At 72.7% G+C, this 14,197-nt stretch carries 17 protein-coding genes; 11 read left to right on the top strand and 6 right to left on the bottom strand.

Annotation, left to right across the window (positions count from 1 at the left end):
• Positions 1 to 100: 100 nt before the first annotated feature.
• Entirely contained in the window at positions 101 to 1,954 is a 1,854-nt protein-coding gene (locus ACQKM2_RS33430) for a phosphatidylglycerol lysyltransferase domain-containing protein (RefSeq protein ID WP_427716509.1), read from the bottom strand.
• A 152-nt stretch (positions 1,955 to 2,106) separates the two neighbouring features.
• Here ACQKM2_RS33430 and ACQKM2_RS33435 point away from each other — a divergent pair, with 152 nt between their 5' ends.
• Complete coding sequence (locus ACQKM2_RS33435; RefSeq protein WP_427716511.1) at positions 2,107 to 3,216, top strand: alpha/beta hydrolase; 1,110 nt, start codon at positions 2,107 to 2,109, stop codon at positions 3,214 to 3,216.
• A 68-nt stretch (positions 3,217 to 3,284) separates the two neighbouring features.
• Here ACQKM2_RS33435 and ACQKM2_RS33440 read toward each other — a convergent pair whose 3' ends face one another.
• On the bottom strand, positions 3,285 to 4,250 hold the full coding sequence (locus ACQKM2_RS33440) for an ABC transporter ATP-binding protein (protein ID WP_427716514.1): 966 nt from the start codon (positions 4,248 to 4,250) through the stop codon (positions 3,285 to 3,287).
• Between the two features lie 161 nt (positions 4,251 to 4,411).
• Between ACQKM2_RS33440 and ACQKM2_RS33445 the strand changes: the two genes are divergently transcribed.
• The 5 genes from ACQKM2_RS33445 (at position 4,412) to ACQKM2_RS33465 (ending at position 8,286) form a co-directional block, all read left to right on the top strand.
• Entirely contained in the window at positions 4,412 to 5,125 is a 714-nt protein-coding gene (locus ACQKM2_RS33445) for an ABC transporter permease (RefSeq protein WP_427716516.1), read from the top strand.
• Between the two features lie 4 nt (positions 5,126 to 5,129).
• Complete coding sequence (locus ACQKM2_RS33450; RefSeq protein WP_427716519.1) at positions 5,130 to 5,795, top strand: ABC transporter permease; 666 nt, start codon at positions 5,130 to 5,132, stop codon at positions 5,793 to 5,795.
• 45 nt (positions 5,796 to 5,840) lie between these two features.
• Complete coding sequence (locus ACQKM2_RS33455; RefSeq protein WP_427716521.1) at positions 5,841 to 6,827, top strand: ABC transporter substrate-binding protein; 987 nt, start codon at positions 5,841 to 5,843, stop codon at positions 6,825 to 6,827.
• A 95-nt stretch (positions 6,828 to 6,922) separates the two neighbouring features.
• Entirely contained in the window at positions 6,923 to 7,957 is a 1,035-nt protein-coding gene (locus ACQKM2_RS33460; protein ID WP_427716524.1) for a hypothetical protein, read from the top strand.
• Positions 7,957 to 8,286, top strand: a complete 330-nt coding sequence (locus ACQKM2_RS33465) for a CPCC family cysteine-rich protein (protein ID WP_427716526.1) — start codon at positions 7,957 to 7,959, stop codon at positions 8,284 to 8,286. Before ACQKM2_RS33460 ends, ACQKM2_RS33465 begins: the two co-directional genes overlap by 1 nt.
• Before the next feature lie 64 nt (positions 8,287 to 8,350).
• Here the strand turns inward: ACQKM2_RS33465 and ACQKM2_RS33470 are convergent, their stop codons facing one another.
• From ACQKM2_RS33470 to ACQKM2_RS33485, 4 genes are all read right to left on the bottom strand, one after another.
• Positions 8,351 to 8,683, bottom strand: coding sequence for a hypothetical protein (locus ACQKM2_RS33470; protein ID WP_427716529.1), 333 nt, complete (start codon positions 8,681 to 8,683; stop codon positions 8,351 to 8,353).
• Positions 8,684 to 8,776: 93 nt separating this feature from the next.
• Positions 8,777 to 8,992: a hypothetical protein gene (locus ACQKM2_RS33475; protein ID WP_427716531.1), complete on the bottom strand. Its 216-nt coding sequence runs from the start codon at positions 8,990 to 8,992 to the stop codon at positions 8,777 to 8,779.
• 37 nt (positions 8,993 to 9,029) lie between these two features.
• Complete coding sequence (locus tag ACQKM2_RS33480) at positions 9,030 to 9,878, bottom strand: arylamine N-acetyltransferase family protein (protein WP_427716533.1); 849 nt, start codon at positions 9,876 to 9,878, stop codon at positions 9,030 to 9,032.
• A 100-nt stretch (positions 9,879 to 9,978) separates the two neighbouring features.
• A complete protein-coding gene (locus tag ACQKM2_RS33485; RefSeq protein ID WP_427716535.1) occupies positions 9,979 to 11,121 on the bottom strand; it encodes an NADH-quinone oxidoreductase subunit D in 1,143 nt (380 codons plus the stop codon).
• A gap of 31 nt (positions 11,122 to 11,152) precedes the next feature.
• On the opposite strand from ACQKM2_RS33485, the gene ACQKM2_RS33490 reads away from it, so the two are divergent.
• The 5 genes from ACQKM2_RS33490 to ACQKM2_RS33510 all read left to right on the top strand — a co-directional run bounded on the left by ACQKM2_RS33490 (position 11,153) and on the right by ACQKM2_RS33510 (position 14,165).
• Positions 11,153 to 11,644 carry a PH domain-containing protein gene (locus ACQKM2_RS33490; RefSeq protein WP_427716537.1) on the top strand — a complete coding sequence of 164 codons (492 nt, stop codon included), beginning with the start codon at positions 11,153 to 11,155 and terminating at the stop codon, positions 11,642 to 11,644.
• A 179-nt stretch (positions 11,645 to 11,823) separates the two neighbouring features.
• Positions 11,824 to 13,245, top strand: coding sequence for a PH domain-containing protein (locus tag ACQKM2_RS33495; RefSeq protein ID WP_427716540.1), 1,422 nt, complete (start codon positions 11,824 to 11,826; stop codon positions 13,243 to 13,245).
• A 1-nt stretch (position 13,246) separates the two neighbouring features.
• The gene (locus tag ACQKM2_RS33500) at positions 13,247 to 13,423 is read left to right on the top strand and encodes a hypothetical protein (RefSeq protein ID WP_427716543.1); all 177 of its coding nucleotides are present in this window, start codon (positions 13,247 to 13,249) and stop codon (positions 13,421 to 13,423) included.
• Between the two features lie 80 nt (positions 13,424 to 13,503).
• A complete protein-coding gene (locus ACQKM2_RS33505) occupies positions 13,504 to 13,836 on the top strand; it encodes a hypothetical protein (protein WP_427716545.1) in 333 nt (110 codons plus the stop codon).
• A 20-nt stretch (positions 13,837 to 13,856) separates the two neighbouring features.
• Positions 13,857 to 14,165 (top strand): pore-forming ESAT-6 family protein, encoded by a 309-nt coding sequence (locus ACQKM2_RS33510; RefSeq protein WP_427716548.1) that lies wholly within the window; start codon positions 13,857 to 13,859, stop codon positions 14,163 to 14,165.
• The last annotated feature ends 32 nt before the right edge of the window (positions 14,166 to 14,197 follow it).

The following is a 14,197-nucleotide window of genomic DNA, read 5'->3' on the forward strand; positions in this document are numbered from 1 at the left end:
GGCGGGGCTGTTCACAGCCCCGCCGGCGTTTGAGGCGAGAATGGGTGAAGGGCGGGTAGGGGACCAGCTCCGCGCAGCGGCCCCCCACCCCCCGGGCGGCTTAGGCGGCCTGGACCTCGCGGTCCTGCTGGGACGGGACCTTGGTCTCGTGGACCGTGTGGGTGCAGGTGCGGACCGGCTTGGGGCGGCGGCGGCTCGCGAAGAGGCGGGGGAGGGCCAGCGTGACGAAGCCCTCCGCCTGCATCACGGCGAAGCCGATGCGCGGCAGGTCGCGGTGGTGCCGGTAGACCATGAAGCGCGGCTCCCAGCGGGGGCGGAACTTCTCGTTGAACTTGTACAGCGACTCGATCTGGAACCAGCGCGAGAGGAACACGAGCAGGCCGCGCCAGGCCCGCAGGACCGGTCCGGCGCCGATCTTCTCGCCGCGGGCCAGGGCCGCGCGGAACATCGCGAAGTTCAGGGAGACCTTCTCGATGTTCAGCTCGGGGGCCTGCTGCAGGGAGGCGACGATCAGCAGCTCGTTCATGCCGGGGTCGGCCGCGCGGTCGCGGCGCATCATCTCCAGCGACATGCCGTCCTTGCCCCACGGCACGAAGTGCTGGATGGCCTTGAGGTCGCCGAAGGGGCTGGTGTCGCCCTCCTCGATGCGGTGCGCGGTGGCGATGATGCAGTCGCCGTCGCCCGGGTCGCCGACGCGGCCCAGGGCCATGGAGAAGCCGCGCTCGGTGTCGGTGCCCCGCCAGGCCTCGGCCGCCTTGCGGACCTGGGACAGCTCGAACTCGTTCAGCTCGCTGACCCGGCGGACCTTGGTGGTGTAGCCGTTGCGTTCGATGCGCTTGACCATCTGGCGGACGTTGCGCATCGGGCGGCCGGAGAGGGAGAAGTCTTTGACGTCGACGATGGCCTCGTCGCCGAGTTCCAGGGCGTCCAGGCCGGTCTCGCGGGTCCAGACCTCGCCGCCGGTCTCGCTGCAGCCGACGACGGCGGGGGTCCAGGAGTGGGCCTTGGCCTCCTCCATGAACCGTTCGATGGCGCCGGGCCAGGCCTCGACGTCGCCGACGGGGTCGCCGGAGGCGAGCATCACGCCGGAGACCACGCGGTAGGTGACGGCGGCCTTGCCGCTGGGGGAGAAGACGACGGCCTTGTCGCGGCGGAGCGCGAAGTGGCCGAGGGAGTCGCGGCCGCCGTGCTTGGTGAGCAGCTCGCGCAGCTTCTCCTCGTCGTCGGAGGTTAGCTGGGCGGCCGGGTGCTCGGGGCGGAAGGCCAGGTAGATCGTGGTGACGGCGGTCAGCATGCCGAGGGCGCCGAGGGAGTAGCCGACGGTCCAGGAGACCCGGCCGGCGTAGTCGACGGGGCCCTCGAAGCCGAAGAGGCCGTAGACGACGTGGGTGATCTGCTCGTACAGGCTGGGGCGGCCGACGACCTTGCCCGGGTGCACGTTGACGATGACCAGGCCGAGGCCGATGGAGCCGGCGCTCATCAGGACGAAGTTGGCCAGGGCCTTCCAGCGGCTGCGCGGGTCCGGCAGGGCCTTGAATTCACCCTGGTGGCGCACCAGCAGTGCGAGGAGGACGGCCGAGATGACCACGCCGATGACGGAGTGGCGGTACGCGAACTGCGCGACGGCGCCGGCCGGCAGCAGGATGACGGCGGACCGCCAGGCGCGGCGCTTGCGGCGCTTGAGTCCGTGCGCGAGGAGCAGGATGAGCACGCCCGCGCTGATGGAGAGGGCCGCGGCGAAGGGGCCCAGGGAGCCGGGCAGCACCTCGGTGACCGCGTGGATCCGACTGTGGCGGAATCGCGGGAAGACGCCCGCCGCGATGTCCAGAAGGCCGACGATCATGACGGCCGTACCTACGAGACCGGGCACCGACTCCGGTCGTGGTCCGCGGAAGATTCGCCGGACCGTACTCGGAACCTGTCCCGACTTATCGCCATCTATCCTGCTAGACATCGCTTCCCGTTGCTCCGCGAGAGATCATGTGGCCGAAGGCCGTGACAGCCTCCGGAGTGTGGTGCGTCCACTAGGACGACATCGGAGGGGAGCGGGTTCACTCTTCCGTCGGAAAAATCCGGTCCTGCCATCAGAAAGTCGACTGACTGCTCATGGGTCTCACCAGTAATACGGTTCTGGTCCTGGCCATCATCGCGGGCGTGGCCCTGTTCGCGGTCACGGTCTGGGCCTGGCCGAAGCTCTCGGGGCGCGGCGTGCGCGCGGTTCTCGGGCGGGTCGGCCTGCTGCTCGCGACCCAGCTGGCGCTGTTCTCGGCAGTCGGTCTCGCGGCGAACAAGTCGTTCCTCTTCTACGGCTCGTGGGCGGACCTGTTCGGCCAGGAGACGTCCATCGGCAAGGTCGTCGACCACTCGATGAGCAGCAAGGACATCAAGGTCATCGACAAGCAGAAGCTGGACGTGCCCGGCGGCGGCAAGCCGCAGGTCGGCGGGCAGATCCTGAAAGTGGCCATAACCGGGCAGAAGTCGAAGATAACGAGCCCCGGCTACGTGTGGCTGCCGCCGGAGTACTTCCAGCCGCAGCACAAGGACCAGAACTTTCCGGCCTCGATCGTCCTGACGGGCTACCCGGGTACCGCCGAGAACCTGATCAAAGGGCTGAACTACCCGATGACGGCCTTCAAGCAGGCCAAGGCGGGCAAGATGAAGCCGATGATCCTGGTCATGCTGCGGCCGACCATCGCGCCGCCGCGCGACACCGAGTGCGTGGACATACCCGATGGCCCGCAGACCGAGACCTTCTTCGCGCAGGACCTGCCGCAGGCCATCCAGTCCACCTTCCGGGTGGGCAAGAAGCCCCAGAACATGGGCTTCATCGGCAACTCGACGGGCGGCTACTGCGCCCTGAAGATCGCCGCGCACCACCCGCAGACCTTCGGCGCGGGCGTGGGCCTGTCCGCCTACTACAAGGCGGCGGACGACGCGACGACCGGTGACCTGTTCCACGGCGACGCCAAGCTGAAGGCCCGCGCCGACGTCCTGCAGAGCATGCAGAACAAGAAGCCGGCGGGTACGTCCTTCCTGGTCACGACCAGCGAGAAGGGCGAGGACAACCTGAACGACACCCGGAAGTTCATCAAGCTGGTCAAGGGCCCGGACCGGGTCTCCTCGATCGTCCTCGACAGCGGCGGCCACAACTTCAACACCTGGCGCCGGGAGATCCCGCCGATGCTGGTGTGGCTGAGCGGCCGCCTCCAGGCCTGACCCCGCGAGGGCGGGACGTACGCGAAGGGCCCGGCTCCGGCCGGGCCCTTCGGCGTGTCCGGGCCCGGTCAGGAGTCGTGCAGGCCGGCCCGGCGCAGCGCCCGGTGGACGTCGCCGGGGGTGAGTACGCCGGCCAGCGCGCCGGAGTCCGGGTCGGTGACCCCGATGCGGCCGGAGTCGTCCTGGAGCAGGGTGGCGAGGGCCTCGCGCAGCGACGCCCCCAGGGGCACCGCCACGGCGGGGTCCGGGCCGCCGTCGGGGGCGGTGAGGTCGGCCGCCGTGACGGGGGTGACGGCGAGCCGCTTGAGGCCGCGGTCGGCGCCGACGAAGGAGGCGACGTACTCGGTGGCGGGCGCGGCGAGGACGGCGGCCGGGCGGGCGAACTGCTCGATGGTGCCGTGCCCGTAGACGGCGATCCGGTCGCCGAGCCGGACGGCCTCCTCCAGGTCGTGCGTGACCAGCAGGATCGTCTTGCGGACGGTTCTCTGGAGGGTCAGGAACTCGTTCTGGAGCCGTTCGCGCACCACCGGGTCCACCGCGCCGAACGGCTCGTCCATCAGCAGCACCGGCGGGTCGGCGGCGAGGGCGCGGGCCACGCCGACGCGCTGGCGCTGCCCGCCCGACAGCTGCTGCGGGTAGCGGCTCCCGTAGACGGCCGGATCCAGCCCCACCAGTTCGAGGAGTTCGGCGGCGCGGGCGCGGGCCTTCGCCTTGGGGGTGCCGATCAGCTGGGGCACGGTCGCCGTGTTCTCCAGGACGGTCTTGTGCGGGAACAGCCCGACCTGCTGGATGACGTAGCCGATGCGGCGGCGCAGCTCGACCGGGTCGGCGGCGGCGATGTCCTCGCCGTTCAGCAGGATCCGGCCGGAGGTCGGCTCGATCAGCCGGTTGACCATCTTCATCGTGGTCGTCTTGCCGCAGCCGGACGGGCCGACCAGCGTGACCAGCTCGCCCTCCGCGACCTCGAAGGACAGCTCCTCGACGGCCGTCGTCCCGTCGGGGTAGCGCTTGGTCACTCGCTCGAATCGGATCACCCCGCCATCCTCCCCCAACGGTCCGCCCGGATGGGCGAAGGGTTTGTCAGGGGAGTGTTGCGGCTGTGCGAATGATTCCGGCCATTGTGGGCACCGGGGGTTATGGTCGCTCGGAGGCCGCTCTGCGGCACATCCGTGCGAGGGGGGAAGGAGTGAGCGGCTTGGCCGGGCAGGGCTGCCTGGTGGCGAACGACTGGATCTGCTGGGAGTACGTCACCTCCCGCTCCCAGGAGCTCACCGACGCCACCGTCGAACACGTCTGGATCACCGCCGTGTCGGTGTTCGTCGGCGTCGCCGTGGCCGTCCCCCTCGCCCTGCTGGCCCGTCGCGGCCGCCGCTGGGCGGCCCCCGTGCTGGGCCTGACCACCCTGCTCTACACGATCCCCTCGCTCGCCATGTTCTCGCTGCTGCTGCCCTTCTTCGGGCTGTCGGCGGCGCTCGTGGTGACCGGCCTGGTGCTGTACTCGCTGACCATCCTGGTCCGCAACGTGCTGGCCGGCCTGGAGGCCGTCCCCGAGGACGTACGGGAGGCCGCCCGCGGCATGGGCTACGGCCCGGCCCGGCTGCTGTGGCAGGTCGAACTCCCGCTGGCGCTGCCCGCCCTGCTCGCCGGGGTGCGGATCGCCACCGTGTCGACGGTGGCGCTGACCACCGTCGGCTCCATCGTCGGCAAGGGCGGGCTGGGCAACCTGATCGCCCCCGCCGTGAACAGCTCCTTCAAGGCCCAGGTGCTCACCGCGTCCGTGCTGTGCGTGCTGCTCGCGCTCGTCGCCGACCTGCTGCTGCTCGGCGTGCAGCGGCTGCTGACCCCGTGGACCCGGGCCGGCGGCCGTGCCGCGAAGACCGGGGCGGCCGCGAAGGCGAAGGGGGCGTGAGGGCGTGGGCGTGATGGCGAAGGCCTGGGACTGGCTGGCCGACGGGGCCAACTGGTCCGGCGAGGCGGGGGTGTGGCACCGGCTCGGCGAGCACGTCTACGTGAGCGGGATCGCCCTGGCCGTCGCCTGCGCGCTGGCGCTGCCGGTGGGGCTGTGGCTCGGCCACCTCGGCAAGGGCGGCGCCCTCGCGGTGAACCTCTCCAACGCCGGGCGGGCCGTGCCGGTCTTCGCGGTGCTGGCCCTGTTCATGGTCTCGCCGCTGCGCAGCGCGGGCTACCTGCCCACCATCGCCGCGCTGGTGCTGTTCGCCGTACCGCCGCTGCTGACCAACGCGTACGTCGGCATGCGCGAGGTGGACCGCTCGGTGGTCGAGGCGGCCCGGGGGATGGGCATGTCCGGGCGGCAGCTGTTCCTGCGCGTGGAACTGCCCCTCGCGCGCCCCCTGGTGATGACCGGGCTGCGCTCGGCCGCCGTGCAGGTCGTCGCCACCGCCACGATCGCGGCGATGGTCGGCCAGGGCGGCCTGGGCCGGATCATCACCGCCGGCTTCAACACGTACAACACCCCGCAGGTGGTGGCGGGCGCCGTGCTGGTGGCGCTGCTGGCCCTGGTGGTGGAGGGCGCGCTGGTGGCGGCCGACCGGCTGCTGCCGGGGGCCCCGTCGCGCTGAGGCGCGGCCGGCCGTCCTCCCCCTTACCGATCCCTAAGGAGCATCATGAGCAAGTCCACGCGCATCCTCGGCGCGACCCTGGGCGCGGTGGCCCTGACCGTCTCGCTGGCCGCGTGCGGCGGCGAGAGCCTGGAGAAGGCGAAGGACGGCGGTTCCGCCTCGGCCCCCGCCGGGGGCGGCGGCAAGGGCAAGCTGGTGGTCGGCGCGGCGGGCTTCACCGAGTCCAACGTGCTGGCGGAGCTGTACGCGCAGGTCCTGCGCGGCGCCGGCTACGACACCTCGATCACCACCGTCAACAACCGTGAGCTGTACGAGCCGTCGCTGGAGAAGGGCGAGATCGACGTCGTCCCGGAGTACGCGGCCACGCTCGCGGAGTTCCTGAACGCCAAGGTGAACGGTCCGAACGCGCCCAAGGAGAAGCCGGTCGCCTCCAGCGACGCGGCGGCGACCGTCGCGGCGCTGGAGAAGCTCGCGGCGCCGCTCGGGCTGAAGGCCCTCCCGGCGGGTTCGGCGGTCGACCAGAACGCCTTCGCCGTCAGCAGGGAATTCGCGCAGAAGAACAACCTCAAGTCCCTTTCCGATCTTGGAAAGTCGGGACTGAAGGTGAAGATCGCGGCGGGTGACGAATGCGCCGTCCGCCCCTTCTGCGCACCCGGACTGGAGAAGACGTACGGAATCGCCGTTTCCGGTATTGATCCCAAGGGAGTCGGCACCCCGCAGGCCAAGCAGGCCGTCAAGGACGGGGTGGACCAGCTGGTGCTGACCACCACCACCGACGCCACCCTCGACTCCTACGGCCTGGTCCTGTTGGAGGACGACAAGAAGCTGCAGAACGCCGACAACGTGCTGCCCGTCGTCAACGCCAAGGACGCCGGGGCTCCCGAGGTCGCCACCGCCCTCGACGCCCTCACCAAGGCCCTGACCACCGCCGACCTCGTCGAGTTGAACCGCAAGGTGGACGCGGAGCGCGCGAAGCCGGCCGACGTGGCGAAGGCCTATCTGGACTCCAAGGGACTCCTGAAGAAGCAGTAGTTACGTGTTTGATGGCCAATTGTGGGGTAACTGCCCGGGAACGGATTGCCGGGCGGGTACCCCACGCGCGGTCCACGCCCTGTAAATTTCGGGCCATGCCCCGTGGACGCCACCGCAATCCCGAACCCCTGCACCGACTTCTCACGCCGACGGCCGTCGCCGGGGTTTCCGTGGCCAGCGCCGGTGCGGCCTGGCTCCTCGCGGAACCCCTCGCGCTGCGCCTGCTCGTGGCCCTCACGGCGGCCGCGGGCGTGGGCGGTGCCGTCCTCATGCGCTCCTGGGACCGGGCGGCCGGCCGCCGGGTGGCGGAGCTGGCCCGCGAGCGGGTCAAGGACGAGTGGAAGACGGACGAGCGGATAGCCGAGCTCGAATCCGACATCGAGGAGGCCCGCCTGCTGCGCGCCCGCCTCGACGCCAAGCTGCGCGCCAAGCGCGTCGAACTGGCGGGCCTGCGCGGGGAGCACGCGGCTCTGCTGCGCCGGTACGCCACCGCCGAGACCGAGCGCGCCAGCGCCCTGGAGAAGCGCCGGCTGCTGGCCCTGGAGGCCGCCTCGGCCCCGGCCGGCCAGCCCTTGGAGCTCCCCGCCGTCTCCGAGGAGCGCACCGGCGCCGGAGCGCCCACCCCGGTCGGCTACGCCCGGGCCCACGCCGCGATGGCGGCCCTGGCCCGCAAGGCGGAGGAACGGTCCGCCGCCACTCCCGCCGAGGCGGCGCACGGCCGTACGGCCGCCCCCGCGACCGTCCCCGCCCAGGCGTCGGCGGTCCCGGCCCGCCGGCCGGCGGCCGCGGTGTCCCCGTACGCGGCCCAGCGCCGCACCGCCTCCCGCGCCGAGGGCGGCTTCGACTTCTTCGGCACCAAGAACGCCGCGCAGGCCCGCGCCGCGATCGAGTCCGTGCAGAACGAGGACCTCGCCGACGTGGTCGGCGCCGAGGCCCTCGCAGTCCACGAGGCGGAGACCGCGGGCGCTGAGGCCGGGCCGGAGCCCACGGACACCACGGACACCACGGACACCACGGACACCACGGAGACTGCCCCCGAGCAGGACGCGGCGGGCCAGGTCATCGACCTCACGGCACACGACGAGACCGAGCCCATCGAGGTGGTCCGCCTCCGCACGGCGATCTCCTAGTGCGCGAGCGCCGCATGGGAGGGCCGGGCGAGGTCTTCGACTGCCCGTGCTGCTTCCAGCCGACCCTGGAGTCGAGCGCCTGCTTCGACATCTGCCCGGAGTGCGGCTGGGAGGACGACGGCCAGGACGACGCGGAGGCCGACGAGGTCTGGGGCGGCCCCAACGGCGACCTGAGCCTCACCGACGCCAGGCGCGAGCACCGGGAGTGGCTGGCGGAGGCCGCCGGGGACCCGGACGGATCCTCGGTGACGCGGGGCGGGCCCGGGGCGTGGCGGACGGCGGCCGACGGAGTCCCGACCGGGGAGCCGGACGGGCCGGACGCGCCCTGAGGGGCCGGCCGGACGGCTTCTCCACTTCTCCACAGCCTGTGCACAACCCGGCGGAGCCGCCGGCTCAGGGGAAGGCGAGGACGAGGCCCACCGCGCCGAGCTCCAGCACCAGTTGGGCGCCCAGCGCCGGGCCCCGCAGCCTCGCCGGCGCGGCCAGGGCGAGCACCGCCGCCAGCACCGCCGCACCGCACAGCACCAGGAAGACGACCCCGGGGAAGGGCGCGCAGCCGCCGTACATCAGGCAGCGGCCGCCCTTCTCGGTCATCAGGACCAGGATCTTCGCCGCCACCAGCGCGGGCACGAACAGCGCGGCGGCGATCACCGCGGGCACGCGGCTCCGCCCCGCCCCGGCGGACGGGGACGCGGCGGCGGTCAGGGGCTGAGGGCTCCAGGTCATGCGGCCATCCTGGCCCGGCGGGCCGGCCCGGGGATCCGTACGCGTACTCAGTCCGCCCGGCCCCCGTACCCAGGGGGCGGCGGCCGGGGCGGCTCAGAACAGCGGCAACTGGCCCGGATTCGGGCCGAGGACGAAACCGTCCAGGGTCGGGGCGGAGGCGCCGAGCACCACCCGGGCCCGGGAGCCGGGGCAGGACACCATGTCGCTCCGGCCGCGCCCGGCCGGAGGGTCGTGGCGGGCGATCCGGCCGGCCGTCACGGCGCAGTCGCGGCCGCAGGAGGGGCAGGCCCGTCGGGGGGAGTGGGACATGCCCCCAGTCTGCCCTGCCGCACCGACAGCGAAGCCGTCAGGCCCGGGACGCCCGCCACGCCCGGTGCGCCTCGTCCACCCGGGCCCACAGGGCGTCCCGGTCGGCGGCCGTCAGATCGTCCAGGCTCCGCAGGAAGACGCGTTCCACGACCTCGAAGAACTCCTGCTGCCCGGCCACTTCCCGCTTCTCGGCCGTCTTCCCGGCACGGACCCGGCTCAGGACGCGGCCGCGCATGACGTCGATGCCGTCGGCGTCGCGCCGCAGCAGCGCGAGGGTCCGTACGAAGTGGGAGTCGGGGGAGGTCGTCAGCCAGGTGTGCATCTCCTCGAAGTCGGCCGTCGTGGCGGGCGCGTCGCGGAAGTTGACCCGGGGCGTGCTGCTGCCGGGGGAGAGGTAGCTCCAGCCCGGTCCCTCGCCCTCCAGGGGGTCCAGCCGCTCCAGCGCGCAGCGGAAGCCGCCCTGCTCGTACGAGCCCTCGCGCAGCGGCAGCGGCTCGTACGGGCCGTCCCCGAGACCGGCGTCCACCCAGTACGCCGCCCCGTCCACGCGGACCGTCAGGGTCAGGTGCTGGCCGTTGACCACGCGCGAGGCGGCGTCGTCCTCGACACCCCCGAGGTGGCGGGTCACGTCGTACCCCAGGTGCTCCAGGAGCGCGGCGAAGGCGCCGTTGAGGTGGAAGCAGTAGCCGCCGAACCCCGCGCCCAGCCGCCGCACCGACAGCGCGGGGTCGATGCCGGGCGGCCGGCCCGTGTGGATGTCGACGTTGTCGTAGGCGATGCGCTCCAGGTGGGCGCGCTGGAGCGCGAACAACCCCTCCGCGGAGGGGGCGCCGGGATCGGTGATGCCGAGCCGGCGCAGGTAGTCCGGGTACGTGCCAGTGGTCATGGGGGCACCCTAGGAGCCGCCACCGACACCGCCCGGCCGGATTCCCGCCGGACTGTCAGGTCACGGGGCGGGAGCCGGCCCGGCCCGTGACCGGCCCGGCCTACTTGTCGATGTCGCCGACCACGAAGAACAGCGAGCCGAGGATCGACACCATGTCCGCGACCAGCTGCCCGGGCAGCAGCACGGCCAGCGCCTGGATGTTGTTGAAGGAGGCGCTGCGCAGCTTCAGCCGGTACGGGGTCTTCTCGCCCTTCGAGACCAGGTAGTAGCCGTTGATGCCGAGCGGGTTCTCCGTCCAGGCGTACGTGCTGCCCTCGGGCGCCTTCAGCACCTTCGGGAGCCGCTGGTTGACCGGCCCCGGCGGCAGCTCCGCCATCCGGTCCAGGCAGGCCACGGCCAGGTCGAGGGCGTTGTGCGTCTGGTCGAGCAGCACCTCGAAGCGGGCCAGGCAGTCGCCCTCGGTGCGGGTGACGACCTTCAGCACGTCGGCCAGCTCGCCGTACGCCAGGTACGGCTCGTCGCGGCGCAGGTCGAAGTCCACGCCGGAGGCGCGGGCGATCGGGCCGGACACCCCGTACGCGTGCACCGCCTCGGCGGGCAGGACACCTACTCCGCGGGTGCGGGCCCGGAAGATCTCGTTGCCGTGGACCAGCTTGTCGTAGACGTCCATGCGGGTGCGGACGTCGGCGATGGCGGCGCGGGCCCGGCCGAGCCAGCCGGCCGGGAGGTCCTCCTTGAGGCCGCCGACGCGGTTGAACATGTAGTGCATGCGGCCGCCGGAGATCTCCTCCATCACGGCCTGGAGCTCCTCGCGCTCGCGGAACGCGTGGAAGATCGGGGTGATGCCGCCCAGTTCGAGGGGGTACGACCCGAGGAACATCAGGTGGTTCAGGACCCGGTTCAGCTCGGCGAGGAGCGTACGCATCCACACCGCGCGCTCGGGGACCTCCATGCCGAGCATCCGCTCGACGGCCATGACCACGCCGAGCTCGTTGGAGAACGCGGACAGCCAGTCGTGGCGGTTCGCGAGCATCACGATCTGGCGGTAGTCGCGCGCCTCGAAGAGCTTCTCGGCACCCCGGTGCATGTAGCCGACCACCGGCTCGGCGCTGGCGATGCGCTCGCCGTCCAGGACGAGCCGCAGGCGCAGCACGCCGTGGGTGGAAGGGTGCTGGGGTCCGATGTTGAGCACCATGTCGGTGCTCTCCGCCGCACCGCCGATGCCGACCGTGGTCTCCGTCATGGGCGCATTGTCTCAGTCCTAGGGTGGGCGTATGGATACGGGGACGAAGGGTGAGACGGGCCGCCCGGAGTGGGTGGGCCTGCCCGGCGGGCTGCGCGGGGTCCGGCGGCTGCTGCTGGTGATCTGGATGGCGGTGCTCACGGTGGTGACCGGCGTGTCGCTGGGGCTGGCCGTCGGGCCCCGGTGGGCGCTGTTCGCGGCGGTCTGGCCGGCGGTCCTGGTCTGGGGCTGGGTGCTGATCGGGCGGAACTGGCGGTCCTGGCGGTACGCGGAACGGGCCGACGACCTGCTGATCAGCCGGGGGGTGCTGTGGCGGGAGGAGACGGTGGTCCCGTACGGGCGGATGCAGCTGGTGGAGGTGACCTCGGGCCCCCTGGAGCGCCGCTTCGGCCTGGCCTCGGTCCAGCTCCACACGGCGGCCGCGGCGACGGACGCCAGGATCCCGGGCCTGGCCCCGGCGGAGGCGGAACGCCTCCGCGACCGCCTGACCGCCCTGGGCGAGGCAAGGTCGGCCGGCCTGTGACGGGCCGCTCCGCGAGCGAACCGGACCGGGGCACCCCCGCGCCCGGCGACGCCGGCCACCCGGGCACCCCCGCGCAGCGGGGTCCGGCCGCCCCGGCGCAGCCGGAAGCCCCGCACGTGCCGGGTGGCGCCCCGGCGGAACGCCCGGGGCCGGGGTCCGGGGCGGAGCCCCGGGGAACGGTGGAAGGGAGGGTAGGGGACGGCCCCGCGCAGCGGCCCCCCGCCGCGCCGGCTGCCGCCGCCTCGCCTGGGGCCGGCCCGCCGCGGCCGGAGACCCTGCCCGGGACGGGGAACGACACCCCCACCCCGCCGGGAGGCGAGCGGCGGCTGCACGTGCTGACCCCGCTGCGGCGCGCCTGGGTGCCCGGGGCGGCCCTCGGCGGTGTCGTCGTCCAGCAGGGCGAGCGGGCCCAGCAGTGGGTCAGCGGCCTCACCCCCGGCGTGCGCGTGCTCATCCTGGCCGGGCTCGCCCTCGTCTTCGGCACGTACGGCTTCCTCAGCTGGTGGTTCACCCACTACGCCGTCACCGACACCGAGCTCCGCATCCGCACCGGCCTGGTCTTCCGCCGCACCGCCCACATCCGCCTCGACCGCCTCCAGGCCGTGGACGTCACCCGCCCGATGCTGGCCCGCATCGCCGGCGTCGCCAAGCTCCGCCTCGACGTGATCGGCACCGAGGCCAAGGACGAGCTCGCCTTCCTCGACGAACGCGACGCCGTCGCCCTGCGCGCCGAGCTGCTGGCCCGTGCCGCCGGCTTCGCGCCCGCCGAGGCCGTCGCCGTCGGCCAGGCCCCCGCGCGGGAGCTGCTGCGCGTGTCCGTACGGGACCTGGTGGTCTCGCTGCTGCTCGGCCTCGACGTGTGGGCCGCGCTGGCCGGCGGGATCGTCGCCCCGCTCGTCGTTTGGCGGGTCAGCGACAGCCCCTGGGCGGCCGCGGTCATCCTCCTGCCGATGCTCGGCGCCGTGTGGGGCGGCACCGCGGGCCGGTTCCTCGCCGGGTACGACTGGACCGTCGCCGAGTCCCCCGACGGGCTGCGCCTGGACCACGGGCTGCTGGACCGGGCCCACGAGACGGTCCCGCCGGGCCGGGTGCAGGCCGTACGGATCGTGGAGCCCCTGCTGTGGCGGCGGCGCGGCTGGGTCCGGGTGGAGCTGGCCGTGGCCGGCTCCAAGAACGGGGTGCTGGTCCCCGTGGCCACCCGGGAGGCCGCCCACGCCCTGATCGCCCGCGTGCTGCCGGGCGCGGACCCGGCGGGCCTGGAGTTCAGCCCCTCCCCGCGCACCGCCTCGCGGTGGGTGGTGCCGGTGTGGTGGAAGGGGTACGGCCTGGCCGTCTCCGAGGAGGTCTTCGCCGCCCGCAAGGGCCGCCTGTGCCGCCGCACGGAGATCGTCCCGCATGCGAAGGTACAGAGCGTGCGCCGTTCACAGGGCCCCTGGGAACGCGCCCGCGGGGTGGCCGACGTACACGTGGACACCGGCGCGAACACCACCGTCACCGCCCGGCTGCGCCCCGCCGCCGAGGCCGACGGACTGCTGCACGACCAGGCGGTCCGCTCCCGCACCTCCCGCGCGGCGGCCCGCCCCGACCGATGGATGACCTGAGTTGACGACGGCCCACGAGCGGCTGCTCGGCACCGGTTCCGACGGCGCTCCCGTCGGCGACCCTTACGAGGTGATGCGGGCCTGGCCGTGGGATGCCGGCGACGACCGCGTACGGGAGTTGCTGGGGGAACGACAACCGGCCGACGGCGATTTTCGGCCAGACGTCAAGGCTGGATGAAACCGTGTTTGTGTTCGCAACGTCCCTTCGGTAGACAGGTACGCACGCAAGTGACGGAACAACACGTCAGGGGTGGGTGAATGAAGTTCGACATGGGCAGCACCACGCTGTCCGAACTGGGCAAGGCCACGAGCGGCTCCAGTGACGACCTCGGCACGCTGATCAGGCTGCTGGTCGCCGCGGCGGACCCGCTGGAGGGCAAGTTCAACGGCGTCGGACGCCAGGCGTTCAACTCCTTCAAGAGCCGCTCCGACGCGATCACCGCCGAGCTGAACGCCTCGCTGCGCGCCATCCTCGGCGGTCAGTCCGGGATGGACACCTCGTTCACCACCGGTGACCACGAGCAGGGTGACAACGCCCACCAGAACATGGGCTCCGCGAACTTCGACGCCGCTCGCTTCGGCGCGCGCTGACACCCGGGGGACTGACAGACATGGGGAACCAGGACCGCACCTCGTACGACATCGCCGCCTCCGTGGAGGTCCAGGGCGGACTCGGCGGGATCATCGGCCAGTTGGAGCGGGTGCTCGGCGAACGCGAGAACGCGGTGAAGGCCGCGATGGCCGAGTTCCAGGCCGACGGCGTCTCGGACGAGTACCACGGCAAGGAAGTCCGCTGGAACAAGGCGGCTAACGAGGTCCGCGACATCATCCGCCTCGTCCGCACCACGCTTGAGCAGAACGACGCCACCGCACAGGCCACGCTGCAGAAGGCCAAGGCGGCCGTCGACAACATCGGCTGACGCCGGGACGCACGCCGGACGAGGGACGCGAG

Origin of the sequence: Streptomyces sp. NPDC004126 (assembly GCF_050275515.1) — a bacterium.
Taxonomy (GTDB): domain Bacteria; phylum Actinomycetota; class Actinomycetes; order Streptomycetales; family Streptomycetaceae; genus Streptomyces.